Origin of the sequence: Arachidicoccus terrestris (assembly GCF_020042345.1) — a bacterium.
GTDB classification, from domain to species: domain Bacteria; phylum Bacteroidota; class Bacteroidia; order Chitinophagales; family Chitinophagaceae; genus Arachidicoccus; species Arachidicoccus terrestris.
The window spans coordinates 3965307-3981998 of record NZ_CP083387.1; the positions used below are offsets into that span (position 1 = coordinate 3965307).

Sequence of the window (16692 nt, forward strand, 5' to 3'; positions counted from 1 at the left end):
GTCGGATTTTGAAATGTGCCGGTATATTGCCACAAAATCAAGGTTATACAGAAACGGTGTATCCAATCATTAAGGCGGCTAAATAATCTGGCTTGCATGTTTGCGTAACTGCGTAAGGGTCGCCTGCATGTCTTTGGATAGCGACGCTTCAAAGCTATAATCTTCTTCACCTAATTTAAACCGGATCTGATAGGCATGCAAAGCCAGCCGCCCCATTATGGGCCTTTCTTCCGGCGCTTTCTTAGAAAGGTTGAATTTCTTTTTAATGGAGGAAAGCAATAACGGTTTCCCTCCTCCATATATCGGATCAGCCACTATTGTATGGCCTAAATATTGGCAATGAATCCTGATCTGATGTGTTCTGCCGGTATGGATCCGGAACCGGACCAGGCTATAGCCTTTAAAAATTTCTTCTGTCCGGTAGGAGGTTTTTGAAGGTTTCCCTTTGGCATGATTAATCATCTTTCCGCCTGCCGGATGTTCCATAATGCCTGTCTCAATGATACCTTCCTGCGGAAGAAGATGACCTTCTATTATCCCTAAATAGTACTTTTCTACCTCCCGGGATTCAAAAAGCCTGGAAAGTGTTTTGTGGGTCTCCGGATCCCGGGCATAAACAATTAGACCACTGGTGGCCTTGTCCAGTCTGTGTACAGTGTAGACCGTTTCATACTTTTGATGTAATAAATCTTTGAGAGAAGATTCTGATTGTGTCCTATCTGGTACGCTCAATAAGCCAGAGGGTTTATTGACGACGACAAAGTGTTCATTCTCGTGGATGATCTCAAACTGCATAGGTACGCTATAACTTTAATCCTGTATTTTTGAGTCTGTTAATGTTTTTCTTTCCGGGTCGTTTTGCCTGTTGCCGGGGCATTTTTTCTGGTCGCCTTTTTTGCAGGTATTTCTGATTTCGACGTCGCTTTTCTTCCTGGGGGGACCTTCTTGGTTGGTCGGCCGTCAGTTTTAGTGGGAATTCTGGTTCTTTTTGCCGGGATGAGTGTTGGAGCTTGCATAGCCGCTTCTATCGCCGCTGCCTTTTTGGATTTTTTTGTGCCGCCTGCATTCATGTATTTAAGGACTCTTATTTCTTTTTCAGAAAGGTAACGCCACTTGCCTCGTTCTACATTCTTTTTGGTAAGCCCGGCAAACATTACACGATCCAACTTTTTGACTTCATAACCCAGGTGTTCAAATATTCGGCGGACGATCCTGTTTTTTCCGCTATGGATCTCTATACCTATAACAGCTTTATTTTTGGCATCGGGATAACCTACCTGGTCAGCTTTAATCTCTCCATCCTCCAGCGTAAGTCCTCCGGCGATCGCATCCAAGTCCTTTTTTGCTAATGGGCGGTCCAGAGTCGCCTCATAGATTTTTTTGACTTCAAAAGATGGATGGGTCAATTGTTGTGCCAGTTCCCCATCATTGGTAATCAGTAACACGCCTGTTGTATTTCTATCCAATCTCCCAACCGGATACAGATGTCGGGCATCAACGTCTTTAAATAGATCAAGAACGGTTCTGCGTCCTTTTTCGTCTTTGGTTGTCGTAATATGATCCTTAGGTTTGTTGAGCAGAAAATAGTAATGTTTTACTTGAATGTTCAGCTTTTTGCCTTTTAATTGAATGGTATCCTTCTCTGAGACCTTCGTTGCCGGCTCAAATACAATATCTCCATTCACCTGCACCTGACCAAGTTTTACGAGTTCCGCTGCTTCTCTCCTGCCACAGATACCGCTGTGGGCAATGAACTTGTTCAGGGGCATTAGGTTGTCATCGACATCAGTCTTCTTTTTGACAGGTTTACCGTCATAGTCAGATTGCCTGGATGCATCATACCGTTTGTTTTTTTCCGCATATTTACCAGGCTTTTCCTGACGATCACCGCGATGATCGTTATAACGGCCACGGTTATCACGGTCGAAATTTCTATTGTTGCCTCTTGAGTTTTTGTTGTCCCCGTGATTTCTGTGACCTCTGTCCTTGTTGTCGTCACTGTGTTTTGTGAATCTGCCATCAGGGCCTCTATGCGGTGCTCTTCTATCGCCTTTTGCGCTGTATCCGGCATCTTCGCTTTTTTCCCTGTAAGACTTGCCACCCCGGAATTTCTCATCTTCACGTGGAGACGAATTGCCCCCTCTTTGTTTTTCCAGTTTCTGCCGCCGGTACTCATCCCCAGCTGCGCGTAATGCAGCCTTGGATTTACGTTTTTCCTGCCGGTGTTCTTCTTTTATTTTACCTGCAGATTTTTTATTGATGAATTTTTCAAATCCAAGTTTGCTCATGGGAGTGGTTATTATAATTGATTATGGAAGAGCCGGCTATTTACCTTTGTTCGCTAATTGTCCGCAAGCAGCGTCGATGTCTTTACCTCGGCTACGTCTTAGTCTGGCATTTACTTTATGGGCTTCCAGGTAACGCATAAACAAATCTGTACTTTCTTCTGACGGTTTGCTAAAATTACTCTGGTCGATAGGATTGTATTCTATAATATTGATCAGGTCCGCAGGCACTTGTCTATAAAGCTTGACCAGCTCGTCAGCGTCCTTAGTACTTTCATTAAAATTCTGAAAGAGAATGTATTCAAAAGTAACGTGCTGTTTGGTCTTTTTATAATAATAATTAAGTGCTTCCGTGAGGGCTTTAATATTATTGGTCTCATTGATGGGCATGATGGCATTACGCTTCTTGTCATTTGCGGCATGCAGGGAAAGGGCTAATTTAAATTTAGCCTGATCATCACCCAGACGAGTGATCATCTTAGCGACCCCCGCAGTGGATACGGTAATTCTCCTGGGACTCATACCCAGACCATCCGCAGCAGAAATGCGTTCTACTGCTTTGATGGTATTGGCATAATTGAGCAAGGGCTCTCCCATGCCCATAAATACGATATTGGTCAGCTTTTTCTGATAATTTTCCAAACTCTGATTATTGATCAAAGCCACCTGATCATAGATCTCATCGTAATGCAGGTTACGCTTGCGGTCCATAAAACCGGTCGCACAGAATTTGCAAGAAAGGCTACATCCGACTTGGGAGGAGACACAAGCTGTTTTTCTTTCATCTGTGGGGATCAGAACACCTTCAACCATATGGTGATCAACGGTCATAAACCGGCTTTTTAGCGTGCCGTCCTGGCTATGCTGGACCGTTTCTACTTGTAGTGCCGGCAGGGAAAAGCCTTCTTCCAGCTTTGTTCTGAGCGATTTTCCAAGATTGGTCATGTGATCAAAACTTCTGGCGTGTTTGCTCCATATCCATTCATACACCTGTTTGGCCCTGAATTTAGGCTCACCGGCAGCCTGAAAATATTGTTCCAGTTGGCTAAGGTTTAGATGCCGGATATTTTGTTTTCCCCCTTGGTTCATCCTGCAAAGATAGACCCTTAATTTGTTAATTTGATTTATTATCAGGGGATTTGCCGGTAATTCTGCGATAGCCATCCTTTGGATGCTACCTGATAGCTTCAACGGCTAAGGCGGGCCGTTCAAATTCCGCAAAGAGCAATGAGCACAAATGAGAAATATTCGTATAATAATTACACTGATTACTAGCGACTTGTATAGTTTATTTGTTAGGGGGCTTTTTATAGCATTGCGATGTTTTGGCAGTTATAAGCTGGCTCGCCCCGCTTGATAACACAAGATGCAAATTTGAATCTTTGTTCACTTTTATTTTTTTACCTTTGGGAAATGAAAGAACAGGGTCATATTTTAAGTGAAGTTAAGCCTTGGGAACAAGCCGGGACAGATACTTTGGTTGCAACGAATAGCCCACTGCAACTCATCATATGGAATGATCATTTTAATACTTTTGAATGGGTCATTACGACGTTGATTGAAGTTTGTGGTCATACGGAGGAACAGGCGGAACAATGCGCTTTTATCATTCATACCAAAGGTAAATATGCCGTCAAAAAAGGAGATTATGATACCTTAAAACCAATGTGTGACAATATTACGGACAGAGGTATAGGGGCGACAATTGAAGCTGTTGTTTAATCAATTTTTATAAACTGGTAGATGTTAATTAATTATATAATTTTTAATTACATGCTTTATTCTCCGTATTTATTTATTTAAGCATGTCTTTACCGATTCTTACTGACAGATTATGGTTTCCTCCTGTCTCGGCAGCACTGTCGGATGGGTTACTCGCTTTGGGCGGCGATCTTTCTGCGCAGCGGTTGCTGCTGGCCTACCAAAACGGAATCTTCCCCTGGTTTGAAGGCGAAATGCCTATGTGGTGGGCTCCTAATCCCAGATTTGTCTTATTTCCCGAAGATTTACGGGTGAGTAAGTCAATGAAAGCCGTTTTCAGAAAAAATACCTTTCAGTTTAGTATTAACAGGGCTTTTGATTCGGTCATTCGTTGTTGCCAGCAAATTGAAAGACCTGACCAGGACTCTACCTGGATTACGGATAAAGTTCTGAGGGGCTATACAGATTTGCATAGAGGGGGCTATGCCTTGAGTGCTGAGGCCTGGCATGAGAATCAGCTCGTTGGCGGACTCTATGGTGTATGGATCGGGCATGTTTTTTTTGGTGAAAGTATGTTTGCGCGTCAGAGCAATGCCAGTAAATTTGCTTTTATCAGTCTTGTGGAGAAATTAAAAACCCAAGGTGTGAAAATCATTGATTGCCAGGCCCATACTAATCATTTGGAAAGTCTGGGTGCCAAAATGATTCCCCGTTTCGAGTTTATGGAAATCCTAAGAAAAGAAACAACAAAAACCGGGAACCTGACTGACATGGAGTAGTGTGAGTTTGAAAAAGCAGTGTTCTGCCAAGGCTACCTTCTCCGGTTCAAACGATAGTCTACACCGTTTATCCTTTCATGAGCATCCGTTATTGGCTTTTTTCTTTTATCGCTATTTTAGGTAATAATGCCATCACAATCATGATGAAACAAAAAAGCAGTAAAAGGTATATGCCAAATCGTTTCTCCTGACAATCACCTGCAGGACACATTGAATAGAGCATAAAATTTTTAAGGCCCCAGGCAAGGTTAATAGCGCAGATGAAAATATTTGTGCGCTTGCTCCAGATACGGGGGATCAAAAATAATATGAAAGCAAGACAAGAAAATGCGATATGCAGAATACCGGGCTTACCAAAGTGCGTTCCGGTCGTATTCATCCCAGTGATTGTAATATCCAGAGAAGGAATATAACTCCAGGGGAAAAAGCAATTAACAATGATCAGTAAAGCCAGAACCGCTCCTATTTGTTGTGAATATTTCATTTTTTGAGTTTAATTGGCCCGTTTTTGACCCGGTTAGCCTGACTATAATGGCCGAACCCCTATTGCTGGCAAAAGTAATAAAATTGGCGCTCAGTTATCTGCTTTTGATCCTCTAATTCCAGATGTTATTTTGCCGGTTAATAATTTCTTAGTATCTTGCAGGCCATGCGAGAATTATTCTTACATAACTTTCTTGATTACTTGAATCATCCCTTGGGGTAACTATTAGTATCCCTTCTGTCCGGTTTATTTACTTACTTGGCTCTAATTTTTTTCAGTCATCCCAGGGAGTGCCTGTGGCGGGCCAATATCCTATCACTTTTATTAATACAGAATAGCATGTCTGAAAATATACAGGCTGATACAGAGCTGTCAGCAAAATCGGCGCATTATTTAGCTCTAGAAGATAAGTATGGAGCCCATAACTACCACCCGTTGCCTGTTGTCCTTGAAAAAGGAGAAGGTGTTTTTGTATGGGATGTAGATGGTAAACGTTACTATGACTTTTTAAGCGGATATTCCGCGATGAATCAAGGTCACCGCCATCCCGACATCATGAAAGCGCTGACTGACCAGGCGTCTAAGCTGACTTTGACATCACGCGCTTTCTATAACAATATATTGGGTGATTTTGAAAAATATATCACCGGGTATTTTGGTTATGATAAAGTATTACCTATGAATACCGGTGCTGAGGCAGTAGAAACAGCACTAAAGCTTGCACGTAAATGGGCGTATAAGGTAAAAGGCATCGAATCAGATAAAGCTGTTATACTGACAGCTTCTGAGAATTTTCACGGTAGAACGATTTCCATCATCTCGTTTAGTACAGATCCTGTATCAAAAAATGATTTCGGTCCTTTTACACCAGGATTTGTCACCGTCGAGTACAATAATATTGAGGCGCTGGGCAAAGCACTCGAAGATAAGAATGTGGCAGCCTTTCTGGTAGAACCTATCCAAGGTGAGGCGGGGGTGCATGTTCCTGATGATGGCTATCTTTCAAAGGCTGCTGCATTGTGTAAAGCAAATAATGTATTATTTATAGCAGACGAGATCCAGACAGGCCTCGCTCGTACCGGAAAAATGCTGGCATGTGATCATGAAAATGTTCGCCCTGATATAATCATATTGGGCAAGGCTTTAAGTGGCGGTGTGTTGCCCGTAAGTGCTGTTTTAGCTGATGATGAAATCATGTTGACTATTTTGCCTGGCGAACACGGTTCCACTTATGGGGGGAATCCGTTGGCCTGTGCTGTGGCCATTGAGTCTCTCAAAGTCCTGAAAAGAGAGCATATGGCTGAACACGCAGAAGAAATGGGCAAGCTTTTCAGAGAGAAGATCCGTGAATTGAAGCACCCGGTGATTAAAGAAATCAGAGGTAAGGGGCTTTTAAATGCCGTGGTTATTGACCATATGGATAAAGACGCGGCCTGGAATATCTGTCTTAAATTGAGGGATGCGGGGCTTTTGGCTAAACCCACACACGGTGACAAAATCCGTTTTGCGCCCCCGCTGGTCATTACGAAGGAGCAAATCCTGGAATGTGTGGACATTATTGCCGGCTGCCTGGACTGATCGTCAGCTGGCCGGAACGCCATTTCTGTAAAAAAAGCTAAATCCCCCGGCTTATTCGATCGAATAAAACCGGGGGATTTAGTTGTATTGGCCTTGCAATAGGCTATTTATTGCCCTGGTCGCTGCTGCCTTCCAGCATAGGTACAAATGAAAAATGGTCAAAGGTCTCTTCTTCCCATGTGCCGTCGTCATTTTTAGTGATGCGCATCATGGTCTGAAACTCTTCCTCATCTTGTACCGGCAAGACCATTTTGCCGCCGATCTTGAGTTGGGCCATAAGCTTTTCGGGAATATAAGGCGCTGCCGCAGTAATGATGATCTTATCAAAAGGTGCATAATCCGGTAGCCCTTTGTAACCATCTCCATAAAAGAAATGGATATTGGGGAACCTGTCTTTAAGCGGAAAATCCTTTCCGGCTTCAAAGAGTTTGTGCTGCCTTTCGATAGTGAATACATCGGCACCCATAGCCGCAAGCACACTAGCCTGATAGATACTGCCCGTACCAATTTCCAGAATACTGTCCGTAGGTCTTACTTCCAGCAGTTGAGATTGGTAGGCTACCGTATAGGGCTGGGAAATAGTTTGCCCCTCTCCTATGGGAAATGCCCTGTCATCATAGGCAATTCTGTCAAAAGCTGAGTCGAGGAAAAAATGTCTGGGCACTTGATTCATGGCTTCCAGCACCCGGTTATCCCGAATACCTCTGACTTCCCTTAGGTAAGTAACCAACTGTTTTCTTAACCCCTTGTGCAGGTATGTATCTTCATATCTTCTCATAATCGGCTGCAAATTACAGCAATAGCATTATGCGTTTTTATGTTGTGGATAAAATTAGAGATCTGTTCTCTATAATGAATATTTATGCACTGGGTTCCAGTGTCTCCGGCTCAGGAATATTATTTGGTAGCAACCACCTATAGACACCGCCTGCCAGGATGGCGCCTATAATAGGTGCTGCCCAAAATAGCCAGACCTGTCCAAGTGCCCAGCCGCCCTGGAAAATAGCCGGAGCTAAAGACCGGGCAGGATTGACTGAGGTGTTGGTAACCGGGATGCTGATCAGATGGATAAGTGTCAGCGCCAGGCCGATGGCAACACCAGCAAATGCGCCCGATGCTTTTTTATGGGTGGCCCCCATGATCACCATGACAAACATAAAGGTCATGACAACTTCACAGATAATGCAGGCGGCCATATTATAACCACCGGGCGAATGCTCGCCATAGCCATTAGAAGCAAAATCACCTATAGACGTAAAATCAGATTTGCCTGTAGCGATCACGTATAAAATCGCAGCACCCAGGATACCACCCAGTACCTGAGAGATAATATAAGGCACTACTTCTTTGCCCGCAAAGCGCCCGCCGGCCCATAGACCGATAGAGACTGCAGGGTTGAAGTGGCCGCCGGAGATATGCCCGAAGGCATAGACGCCGGTAAGTACGGTAAGTCCAAAGGCAAGCGCAACACCCACAAACCCAATACCCAATTCAGGGAAAGCTGCTGCAAGAACAGCCGCACCGCATCCACCGAGTACCAACCACATGGTACCGATTAATTCAGCAATGTACTTTTTCATAAATTTTAAAGTTTTAGGTGAAAAAATCAAACCAGACACAAAAAAAGCATCAGATTCGTGTATTGAAAATACAATATATTATGCTTATGCTCAAAAGTTCTTTATTTTGCAGCCATGGAAAAACGAAGTCTATATACTGTCCTTTCACCAAGACTACTGGATCTGTATACGCTAAATGGAGCTATTGTAGTGATCATTGATGTTTTCAGGGCCACTTCCACCATTGCAACGGCATTAAGTAACGGCGCCCGGGCGGTTTACCCGGTTGCCGATGTAGATGGGTGTAAGACCCTGGGTGCAGCGCTGGGTGCTATTACTGCTGGCGAAAGAAATGGTCAGGTCATTGAAGGGTTACTGCATGGAAATTCACCCGCGGAATATCCTCCTGCCTTTATAAAGGGCAAGGAACTGGTCTTAACCACGACCAATGGTACAAAGCTACTGCATATGGCTTTGCAGCAAGGAGCCGCCGAGGTTGTTACAGGATCTTTTGTTAACCTGAACAGTGTGTCTCAATATTTGCTGAAAGGCGATAAAGACGTGATACTGGCCTGTTCTGGCTGGAAGGACAGATTTAATCTGGAGGATACGCTGTTCGCCGGTGCTGTTGTGAATCAGATCGGTCAGTATTTTTCTGTTAATTGCGACAGTGCTTTAATGGCCAAAGAAATGTATCTGTTACATCAACATGATATAAAATCTTTTATTCGAAACACTTCCCATTGGCATCGGCTCAAAGCCTTTGGGTTAGAAAAGGATCTGGAGTTCTGTGTCACAGCGGGAGCTGCAGAGGTCTTACCGTTTTATGACCGGAAATCGGGCGCATTAACTGCCCTGGGAGCATCCTGCTAACTGTTAACAAAGTATTTCAAAAGTATTCCCAATCTTTACAAACAAGATTTTTTAAAACTTCAGAGGTGATTAAATTTGGACACCATGTGTAAGCGGTCGATTCTCGTTTTATTCATATCCGGACTCTTTATCTGCGGGCTGATGGCGCAGCCCTCCGTTCAGCTGCATATCTCAGATAAAAGCATTGGCTCGAAGGATCAAGTCTCGGTCACCTATGAATTTAAGAATATCAGCCGACCGAACCTGCCGGATATTACCTTTAACGACTGGGATGTCAATGGGCCTTCATTTAGCCAGAGCACACAAATTTATAATGGGAATGCGACCTCTTCAATTTCCTATACTTTTACGCTTTATCCCAAACATATCGGTACTTTAAAGGTGCCAGGTATAACGATTGATTATAACGGTAAGAAACTGAGCTGTCACGATGGTACTGTCAAAGTCCTGCAGAAGGAACATGTTCAAAGAAAGTCAGCTGGCAGTGGCAATTCTCCGTTTGGATCAATACTGCAGGGGATGCCGAATATGGGTTTCCCCTCTGACATCTTCGGGACGCCCGACCCTACACCCCCGCCTGTATCCGGAGTTATCGTACATCCGGGACAGAGTTATGACCAGGCAGCGGCCCATGATTTTTTTATAAAAATCACACCCTCCAAGTCCAGCTTCTATGTGGGTGAACCAATTTTGGTGGATTATGAATTTTTTGGCGCAGCAAACTGTAACTGGCAGCCAGAAAGATTCCCCTCTTTTAATGGGTTCAGTGTAACGGATATTGAACGAAAATTATATCCTTATAGAGTTAAAGTCGATGGTCGGGATTATAGAGTCGGAGGGATCCGTAAAGTACAGTTAGTTGCTTTAAAGACAGGCACACTCCCCTTAGACTCTTCTTCTGTCAGCGTACAAACGACTTTTATCGATGCGTCCAATCCGGCCGACCGCAATACGGCTTCAGCATTAATCAAAAGCAAACCGCAGATGGTGACAGTATTGCCACTACCAAAAGACGGGCAGCCGGATGTCTTCTCCGGAGCAATCGGTCAGTTCCAGATCCGAGCGACGGTGGATAATAATAAATTACCTGCCGGAGAGAATAACCGCTTGCATATTCACATTACGGGTACCGGAAATTTGGATGGGGTTACCGTGCCAGACATAAAATGGCCTGACGGTGTCCAGGCGTATGACGCGAGAGACAGTCAATCGGTCAATAAAACGAATTTTCCGATGGAACGGTCCCTGGATTTTGAGATCCCTTTTATTGGCAATAAGGAAAGCGGCGTTATTATACCGCCAATCACATTTAATTTCTTTAATCCTGATACAAAAAAATATGTAACTGATTCTACTGATGCTATTCAGATACAATTTACCGCGCCGTTAAAGGACAATGGTCTTGCGGCGGGGCTGTCTCAGCATCACCGCACCAATCGCGACTATCTATGGATTGTAGCGGGTATTGCTCTTGTTGTGGGAGGCATATTTGGGTTTGCCGAATGGAGGAAAGCAAAAAGCCAAAAGAAAAATAGGAAAACAGGCCTTGTGTCAGATCCTGATCCTGTAAAAAAACACGAAGCGTCTTATAGGGGCGCGGACAGGTTAGCTGCGAGCGCCGACGCAAGGATGAAATCCGGAGATTCTTCGTCGATAAGATCCGTTGACAAAAAAAAGGAGCATGTCAAGAGTACTGGCGAACCTTTACCGCACGTGGCAGATCATTTGCAATACCTGCCCGAAGGATTGAGTAATAGGATCAAGGCAAAAAACGGGCCGTATCAAACGACAGCAGAAAATGTAGGGTCCGATGAGCAACCCGTATCGCCTTCAAAAACCAGAGAAGAATTACGGCAGGAAGCCATTCGGGAGCTAAAGCAGCGACAAGATCCCAAAGAATTCTTTGTACTCGCAAAGGCCTTCATAGTTGAACAGTTGCAGTACTTGCTGAATACATCTGAGACGGATGAGAAACGCCTGCTACAAGCCCTGGCGGATAGCCGGCCCGAATTACACGGGGATTATAGTTCACTGATTAACATCTGTAACAAGGCGCTTTACTTGCCGGTAGCCTCTGAAACGTCCAGAACGCTGGTGTTGGATAAGATAGAGACAATGAAAGCATAGCCTGACCTGAAATAGGCAGAATGATGGCCGGTTAAATATGCGCCGGCGGTAGCCGTCCTTTTGGATGGGCTATCCCGGGAGCATTTCGTCTCGCTCTTTCGTTTAAGATGGTCCTTACGTTTAAAGATCAGTAAACTTGTACCCTACCCCCCTCACCGAATGGAAATAAGTGGGGTTGCGACTGTCTTTCTCAAAATATTTCCGGAAGTTTAAAATAAAGTTATCAATTGTTCGTGTAGCTGGGAATACATTATAGCCCCAGACCACTTGAAGTATCTTTTCCCTGGGTACAACTTCGTTTCTATTTTCAAAAAGAAGTTTCAGTAACATTGTCTCTTTTTTACTGAGTTCAATGGTTTTTCCCTCCCATGTAATAGCCTGTTGCGCATTAAACAGGATTTGATTACTGCCAAAGCTAAAAGAGTCGCTTATTGTTTCCCTGTCTTGCAGTTTTTTGTTTTTTTCGATTAGTTTGTAGACTCTGAGTAACAACTCTTCCAAATCAAAAGGCTTCGTCAGGTAGTCATCTGCACCTTTTTTCAGGCCAGTTACCTTGTCCAGAGAGGTGTTTTTGGCACTAAGGATGAGGATCGGCGTCTCTATATTCTGAATACGGATTCGTTCTGTAGCGCTGATCCCGTCCAGTTCAGGTAACATGACATCCATTATGATCAGATCAAAATATTCATTTTCCACCGCTTTGAGGGCCTTATTGCCATCATAGGCGGAAGTGACACTGTAACCCTCTAGTTCCAGATTGAGTTTTAAAGTATCATGGAGGTTCTCTTCATCTTCTACCAGTAATATATTGCCATTATTTGCTGTTGTCATACTTTCGGTTTTAGTATCGGAAACTGTAATGTAAAAATAGCGCCATTTGGCTGATTATCCATAATCTGGATCTGACCACCATGTTCTTGGGTAATGCGCTTACAAAGATAAAGGCCCAGTCCGGTACCTTTGGTCTTACGTACTGACTCATTGCCGGCGCGATAAAATTTGTTGAAAATCTTATTTTTCTCCGATGTGGCAATGCCCGGTCCCAGGTCAATGAATTTCAGTAAGGCATATTTGCCTTTAAAAGTTGCTATACTCGCGTATATCGGATCCGGACCCGGTGCATATTTGACGGCATTTTCCAATAGGTTACTGATCAACAGTTCCAGCAGCAATTGCTCTCCTTTAACCCAGATATCGGGAGACACCTCACCCTGAAAGATCCTATTCGGGTAACGCACCCGGAACTGCATGAGCTGCTCCCCCAATAATTCGGAAAGGTTAACTTCACCAGCGTTGAGGGTGTGCTGACCGCTTTCCAATTGTGCCGTTGTCAGAATGTTGCTGGTTAATGTATTGAGCCTTTTTGTTTCGCTTAGCGTATTTTCCAGCAATTTTCGGCGTTGGTCAGGATTTAGACTTCGCTTGAGCATGGTCTCCAGATTCAACCGGGATACAGCAATCGGGGTCTTGAGCTCATGGGTGATGGCCATCATGAAGTTTTGTTGTTGATCGGCCTGTTTGATTTCCTGACGAATAGTTCTATAAACATAAGCCGCACCGATCATAATTAATATAAAGAAAGTCATACCCTCTCCTATGTACTGCAAGGATTTTCGATGGCGTGCGTCTTTTAAAGCTGCTATTTTATCCTGGTATTGAAAATCATCTGTACGTAGCTGCTCATATCTGTAGAAATACATTTGCCTGTTTTGTGCTTCCAAAGAAATGAACCACCATACTAATGCGGACACTATATAGAGTAGTAAAAACCAATAGGTAAAGGAAATAAAATAAAACTTATGTTTTTTCATGTCTAAATAGGGCTAATTTTGCCACTTGAGCCGACCCTTAATTTGAATTTACAGGCAATTTAGCTAAAATTAAGTAGGTTTGTTTTAAAATTTATTAATATATGCTTCTTTCAATGACAGGCTATGGCCGTTCGGAACAATTAATCGGAGACAAAACGTTTTTAGTAGAGATTAAATCTCTGAATGGGAAGCAATATGATATCCGGCTTAACCTCCCGGCATTACTGAAGCCTTTTGAATTTAAAATCCGTAACCTGATTTCTGATCAGCTCATTAGAGGTAGTGTTGAATGCACGGTTACCATCAAACAAAACGGGGCCGGCAAGTCCGTTGCTCTAAATGCTGATTTGGCCAAGCATTTTTATATCTCTGTGGAGAGGCTGGCCAGGGAATTGAATGCCAGCACTGAAAATCTGCTGGGCTCTGTATTGAAGCTTCCGGAGGTAATTTCCAGTTCTACAGAAGTACTCACGGATGAGCAATACGGCGACTTCGAAAGAATTTTGCAAGATGCGCTGAATGCGATTGAAAAGCATAGAGAAGATGAAGGTGCCGCTCTGGAGCAAGACTTATTACTGCGAATAGCAAATATTGAAAAGTATCAGCCACAGATCGCCGGCAAAGAAGTGAATCGCAAGGTACGTATTAAAGAGCATCTGATGAAGATACTGGAAGAGCATGTGGGTAAGGAGGCTTATGATGCCCATAGGCTGGAACAGGAGTTGGTATATTACATTGAGAAGATTGATATCAGTGAAGAACAGGTTCGCCTAAAGACCCATTGTGCCTATTTTAAGGAAATTGTGCTGGAGGAAGGTAAATCCAAGGGTAAGAAACTTGGTTTTGTTCTGCAAGAGATTGGAAGGGAAATCAATACCACCGGATCCAAAGCCTATGACCTGGATATACAGCGTTATGTCGTTCAGATGAAAGATGAACTGGAAAAGGCCAAAGAACAAGTACTTAATGTTCTTTGATCTGATGGTAAATTTATTTAAGACTTTATTACAGAAAGGTATTAAAACGCGACAGGTATGATCCGCCAAATCGATTTTACTTTTTGTTCCATTATTAATAAGATAGGTACGCGAGCGGGCAAACACTGTTTTATAACCAATCTGGCAGGTACGCTTGCCTGCATATTGGCTTTTGTAGGTTGTTTGAGCAGCTGTTCAAATCAGATTGTTAAACAGGAAAGACTGGTATCGATTCCTAATCAGGCGTGGGCGCAGTCATATCAGCCCTGGGTTCATTTGGATGTTCAGGATTCAACTCACCCCTACAGGATTTATGCGGTTATCCGTCATAGTCAACAATTCAAATACGACAACTTATTGTTAAGATACGGTTATATAGCTCCGGGGGATAGTGCCATATTTCATGAGGTAAATCTGCCGCTGGCCAAAAATGACAGGTGGCTGGGTGATACGCTAGGCACTGTTGTTGAAACCAGAATCAAGCTGGGACCGGCGCCTCAAAAGTTACCGATTGGAGACAACGTCTTTGTAATGGCCCACCTTATGCCTGATGAACCGCTTATTGGCGTGTTACAAGTGGGTATCCGCATTGAAGTTGCGGATGACGGCATATCCGATGGGGCCGGCCCGGCAAAAAATTCCGGCGGAGGTAACACTGCAGATACAACCGCAAAATCTTCAAGGTCTGCGTCCCCCCGAACATCTGCAAAATAACCTATATTTTTCGTGCTCAACCTACCGCCTGTTTTCGCCTGCTTTAACAATTAGGCCTTTTCCATAAGGCATGCCTGGCGTTACAGTTACGGGTAATTTTCCTTTTGCACCTGTCTCTCCTGTTAGAAAATCGGCCACGGCCTGTTGAAATACATCACCATTTTCATAACTTACCAACAGATTATTAAAGGTTGTGAAATTTTTCAGGGCATAGGGATTACCCATGACAATTAAAGTCGATCCGGTATTATAATCATGCACATTTTGGATAAGTTTCAAGGCCTGCTGGCTGATTTTGAAATTATCAGCCGGCCTTTTACTAAACCCCTCTATACTAATAATGATTCTGTCGAATCCGCCTTCCTTTATTTTCTGTAGAATATCGGTGGCCATTGCGTTTTCGTCGTTAAAATCAAAATAGAAATTCTCGGCCTGAACTGTTTGTCTGAGTATGCCGGAAAGCAGGTTCTTAGGTTGCCCGCCCACCTGTAAATAGGCGATCTTTTTGCCCGTTTGTAAAGGCTTAAATTTATCTTTCTCCAATTTTACCGCCGTAAGGCTGCGGCGGGCTACCTGAGCGCTCAATGGTGTCACTTCCTCATTGAGATCTTCCAGCAGGTGGTCGGGCCTGATGTTTTCAGGATCAGGCTTATTGAGGCCCAGGTGGTATTTTGCATATAAGACCTTTTTTATCCTAGATTCCAGATCCACCCAGTTAAGATCGCCATTTGCGATGGCCTGATTGATCTTCTCAATACTGAGTCTCACGTCACCGGGTAAACAAAGCATATCATTACCGGCTTTGAGAGACAGCACAGCTACCTGGCCTTTTGGGAAATATTTGGCCACTCCTTCCATCTCCAGCGCATCTGTAAATGAAAGACCTTTGAATCCTATTTTTTTTCGCAATAGGTCCGTCACAAATTTATGAGATAAAGAGCTGGCCAAATGGGGAGTATTGTCGATTTTAGGAATAGATAGATGTGCAATCATGACCGAACCAATACCTGCTTTAAAAACCCGTTTAAAGGGAATCAGTTCTAACTTTTCAAGTTCAGACAAGGATTTGTTGATCACAGGCAGATCAAGATGAGAATCAACCGAGACATCTCCGTGCCCGGGAAAGTGTTTGGCACAGGCCATGACGCCTTGAGCCTGCATACCCTTCATGATCGCTACTCCATAGGTGGATACAATATTCTTGTTTTGTCCGAATGATCTATATCCAATAACAGGGTTGGCGGGGTTATTATTAATATCCACGACCGGCGCGTAGTTTACCTGGATACCCATTCTTTTACATTGTCGGGCCATTGCCTCTCCAATCTTATAAACGAGATCTTTGCCGTTTCTGATGGCGCCTATGGTTAATTGATCAGGGAATTTCGCTACGCCATCCATGCGCATTCCCAGTCCGGTCTCACCGTCAATGCATACCATTAAGGGGGTTTTTGCAGCCTTTTGCAATTTTTTTAAGACAACTGCCTGATCCGCCGGCGCTCCCTGAAATAAACAAACTGCACCGACATTGTAACGTTTTACCAAATCCAGCACTTTTTCTGTATAGATATCAGGCTTCCCGTCTTTAATGCCACTTTCCCGGACAACCATCAGCTGTGCCAGCCTTTGGTCTGGCGTTAACGACTGATAAACGCTGTCCACCCAGCTGGAGGCAGCCGTGGTGTGTTGGAAAAATTTTTGGCTACGGGCAAAGCCTGATAGCAGAATGCCTATGAGTAATAAAGAGAAGAACTTGGTATTAGATGTTTGCGTCATATGCATATGCTATTTTATTATTAAAACT

The 16692-nt window shown here is 43.7% G+C and carries 16 protein-coding genes; 7 read left to right on the plus strand and 9 right to left on the minus strand.

What is annotated here, in order from left to right; genetic code table 11:
• Nucleotides 1-78 precede the first annotated feature (78 nt).
• From K9M52_RS15535 to rlmN, 3 genes are read right to left on the minus strand one after another with little or no spacing between them, the layout of a single operon-like run.
• A complete protein-coding gene (locus K9M52_RS15535; protein ID WP_224069348.1) occupies nucleotides 79-795 on the minus strand; it encodes an RluA family pseudouridine synthase in 717 nt (238 codons plus the stop codon).
• Between the two features lie 38 nt (nucleotides 796-833).
• Nucleotides 834-2288, minus strand: coding sequence for a pseudouridine synthase (locus tag K9M52_RS15540; protein WP_224069349.1), 1455 nt, complete (start codon nucleotides 2286-2288; stop codon nucleotides 834-836).
• 36 nt (nucleotides 2289-2324) lie between these two features.
• Nucleotides 2325-3374: a 23S rRNA (adenine(2503)-C(2))-methyltransferase RlmN gene (rlmN, locus tag K9M52_RS15545; protein ID WP_224069350.1), complete on the minus strand. Its 1050-nt coding sequence runs from the start codon at nucleotides 3372-3374 to the stop codon at nucleotides 2325-2327.
• A gap of 324 nt (nucleotides 3375-3698) precedes the next feature.
• Between rlmN and K9M52_RS15550 the strand changes: the two genes are divergently transcribed.
• Complete coding sequence (locus tag K9M52_RS15550; RefSeq protein ID WP_224069351.1) at nucleotides 3699-4007, plus strand: ATP-dependent Clp protease adaptor ClpS; 309 nt, start codon at nucleotides 3699-3701, stop codon at nucleotides 4005-4007.
• A gap of 83 nt (nucleotides 4008-4090) precedes the next feature.
• A complete protein-coding gene (gene aat / locus K9M52_RS15555) occupies nucleotides 4091-4765 on the plus strand; it encodes a leucyl/phenylalanyl-tRNA--protein transferase (protein ID WP_224069352.1) in 675 nt (224 codons plus the stop codon).
• Between the two features lie 88 nt (nucleotides 4766-4853).
• Here aat and K9M52_RS15560 read toward each other — a convergent pair whose 3' ends face one another.
• The gene (locus tag K9M52_RS15560; RefSeq protein ID WP_224069353.1) at nucleotides 4854-5249 is read right to left on the minus strand and encodes a hypothetical protein; all 396 of its coding nucleotides are present in this window, start codon (nucleotides 5247-5249) and stop codon (nucleotides 4854-4856) included.
• Nucleotides 5250-5588: 339 nt separating this feature from the next.
• Between K9M52_RS15560 and rocD the strand changes: the two genes are divergently transcribed.
• The gene (rocD, locus tag K9M52_RS15565; protein WP_224069354.1) at nucleotides 5589-6827 is read left to right on the plus strand and encodes an ornithine--oxo-acid transaminase; all 1239 of its coding nucleotides are present in this window, start codon (nucleotides 5589-5591) and stop codon (nucleotides 6825-6827) included.
• A 103-nt stretch (nucleotides 6828-6930) separates the two neighbouring features.
• On the opposite strand, the gene K9M52_RS15570 is transcribed toward rocD, so the two are convergent.
• Both K9M52_RS15570 and aqpZ read right to left on the minus strand, forming a co-directional pair.
• The gene (locus K9M52_RS15570) at nucleotides 6931-7605 is read right to left on the minus strand and encodes a protein-L-isoaspartate(D-aspartate) O-methyltransferase (protein WP_224069355.1); all 675 of its coding nucleotides are present in this window, start codon (nucleotides 7603-7605) and stop codon (nucleotides 6931-6933) included.
• An 82-nt stretch (nucleotides 7606-7687) separates the two neighbouring features.
• On the minus strand, nucleotides 7688-8446 hold the full coding sequence (aqpZ, locus tag K9M52_RS15575; RefSeq protein WP_262902409.1) for an aquaporin Z: 759 nt from the start codon (nucleotides 8444-8446) through the stop codon (nucleotides 7688-7690).
• 75 nt (nucleotides 8447-8521) lie between these two features.
• On the opposite strand from aqpZ, the gene K9M52_RS15580 reads away from it, so the two are divergent.
• Both K9M52_RS15580 and K9M52_RS15585 read left to right on the plus strand, forming a co-directional pair.
• Entirely contained in the window at nucleotides 8522-9259 is a 738-nt protein-coding gene (locus K9M52_RS15580) for a 2-phosphosulfolactate phosphatase (protein ID WP_224069357.1), read from the plus strand.
• 84 nt (nucleotides 9260-9343) lie between these two features.
• Nucleotides 9344-11386: a BatD family protein gene (locus K9M52_RS15585; protein WP_224069358.1), complete on the plus strand. Its 2043-nt coding sequence runs from the start codon at nucleotides 9344-9346 to the stop codon at nucleotides 11384-11386.
• Between the two features lie 120 nt (nucleotides 11387-11506).
• On the opposite strand, the gene K9M52_RS15590 is transcribed toward K9M52_RS15585, so the two are convergent.
• Nucleotides 11507-12217, minus strand: a complete 711-nt coding sequence (locus tag K9M52_RS15590; protein WP_224069359.1) for a response regulator transcription factor — start codon at nucleotides 12215-12217, stop codon at nucleotides 11507-11509.
• Complete coding sequence (locus K9M52_RS15595) at nucleotides 12214-13197, minus strand: sensor histidine kinase (RefSeq protein ID WP_224069360.1); 984 nt, start codon at nucleotides 13195-13197, stop codon at nucleotides 12214-12216. Before K9M52_RS15595 ends, K9M52_RS15590 begins: the two co-directional genes overlap by 4 nt.
• 101 nt (nucleotides 13198-13298) lie before the next feature.
• Between K9M52_RS15595 and K9M52_RS15600 the strand changes: the two genes are divergently transcribed.
• Both K9M52_RS15600 and K9M52_RS15605 read left to right on the plus strand, forming a co-directional pair.
• The gene (locus K9M52_RS15600; RefSeq protein WP_224069361.1) at nucleotides 13299-14174 is read left to right on the plus strand and encodes a YicC/YloC family endoribonuclease; all 876 of its coding nucleotides are present in this window, start codon (nucleotides 13299-13301) and stop codon (nucleotides 14172-14174) included.
• 57 nt (nucleotides 14175-14231) lie between these two features.
• Nucleotides 14232-14888 (plus strand): gliding motility lipoprotein GldH, encoded by a 657-nt coding sequence (locus K9M52_RS15605; RefSeq protein ID WP_224069362.1) that lies wholly within the window; start codon nucleotides 14232-14234, stop codon nucleotides 14886-14888.
• Between the two features lie 21 nt (nucleotides 14889-14909).
• Here K9M52_RS15605 and K9M52_RS15610 read toward each other — a convergent pair whose 3' ends face one another.
• Complete coding sequence (locus K9M52_RS15610) at nucleotides 14910-16664, minus strand: glycoside hydrolase family 3 protein (RefSeq protein ID WP_224069363.1); 1755 nt, start codon at nucleotides 16662-16664, stop codon at nucleotides 14910-14912.
• Between the last annotated feature and the right edge of the window lie 28 nt (nucleotides 16665-16692).

What these genes read in the sequence shown, in the direction of transcription:
- rlmN (WP_224069350.1), bottom strand. Translation starts at nt 3,374, where the DNA reads ATGAACCAAGGGGGAAAACAAAATATCCGGCATCTAAACCTTAGCCAA.
- K9M52_RS15570 (WP_224069355.1), bottom strand. Translation starts at nt 7,605, where the DNA reads ATGAGAAGATATGAAGATACATACCTGCACAAGGGGTTAAGAAAACAG.
- rocD (WP_224069354.1), top strand. Translation starts at nt 5,589, where the DNA reads ATGTCTGAAAATATACAGGCTGATACAGAGCTGTCAGCAAAATCGGCG.
- K9M52_RS15550 (WP_224069351.1), top strand. Translation starts at nt 3,699, where the DNA reads ATGAAAGAACAGGGTCATATTTTAAGTGAAGTTAAGCCTTGGGAACAA.
- K9M52_RS15605 (WP_224069362.1), top strand. Translation starts at nt 14,232, where the DNA reads ATGATCCGCCAAATCGATTTTACTTTTTGTTCCATTATTAATAAGATA.
- K9M52_RS15595 (WP_224069360.1), bottom strand. Translation starts at nt 13,197, where the DNA reads ATGAAAAAACATAAGTTTTATTTTATTTCCTTTACCTATTGGTTTTTA.
- K9M52_RS15560 (WP_224069353.1), bottom strand. Translation starts at nt 5,249, where the DNA reads ATGAAATATTCACAACAAATAGGAGCGGTTCTGGCTTTACTGATCATT.
- K9M52_RS15590 (WP_224069359.1), bottom strand. Translation starts at nt 12,217, where the DNA reads ATGACAACAGCAAATAATGGCAATATATTACTGGTAGAAGATGAAGAG.
- aat (WP_224069352.1), top strand. Translation starts at nt 4,091, where the DNA reads ATGTCTTTACCGATTCTTACTGACAGATTATGGTTTCCTCCTGTCTCG.
- K9M52_RS15540 (WP_224069349.1), bottom strand. Translation starts at nt 2,288, where the DNA reads ATGAGCAAACTTGGATTTGAAAAATTCATCAATAAAAAATCTGCAGGT.
- K9M52_RS15600 (WP_224069361.1), top strand. Translation starts at nt 13,299, where the DNA reads ATGCTTCTTTCAATGACAGGCTATGGCCGTTCGGAACAATTAATCGGA.
- K9M52_RS15610 (WP_224069363.1), bottom strand. Translation starts at nt 16,664, where the DNA reads ATGACGCAAACATCTAATACCAAGTTCTTCTCTTTATTACTCATAGGC.
- K9M52_RS15585 (WP_224069358.1), top strand. Translation starts at nt 9,344, where the DNA reads ATGTGTAAGCGGTCGATTCTCGTTTTATTCATATCCGGACTCTTTATC.
- K9M52_RS15535 (WP_224069348.1), bottom strand. Translation starts at nt 795, where the DNA reads ATGCAGTTTGAGATCATCCACGAGAATGAACACTTTGTCGTCGTCAAT.
- K9M52_RS15580 (WP_224069357.1), top strand. Translation starts at nt 8,522, where the DNA reads ATGGAAAAACGAAGTCTATATACTGTCCTTTCACCAAGACTACTGGAT.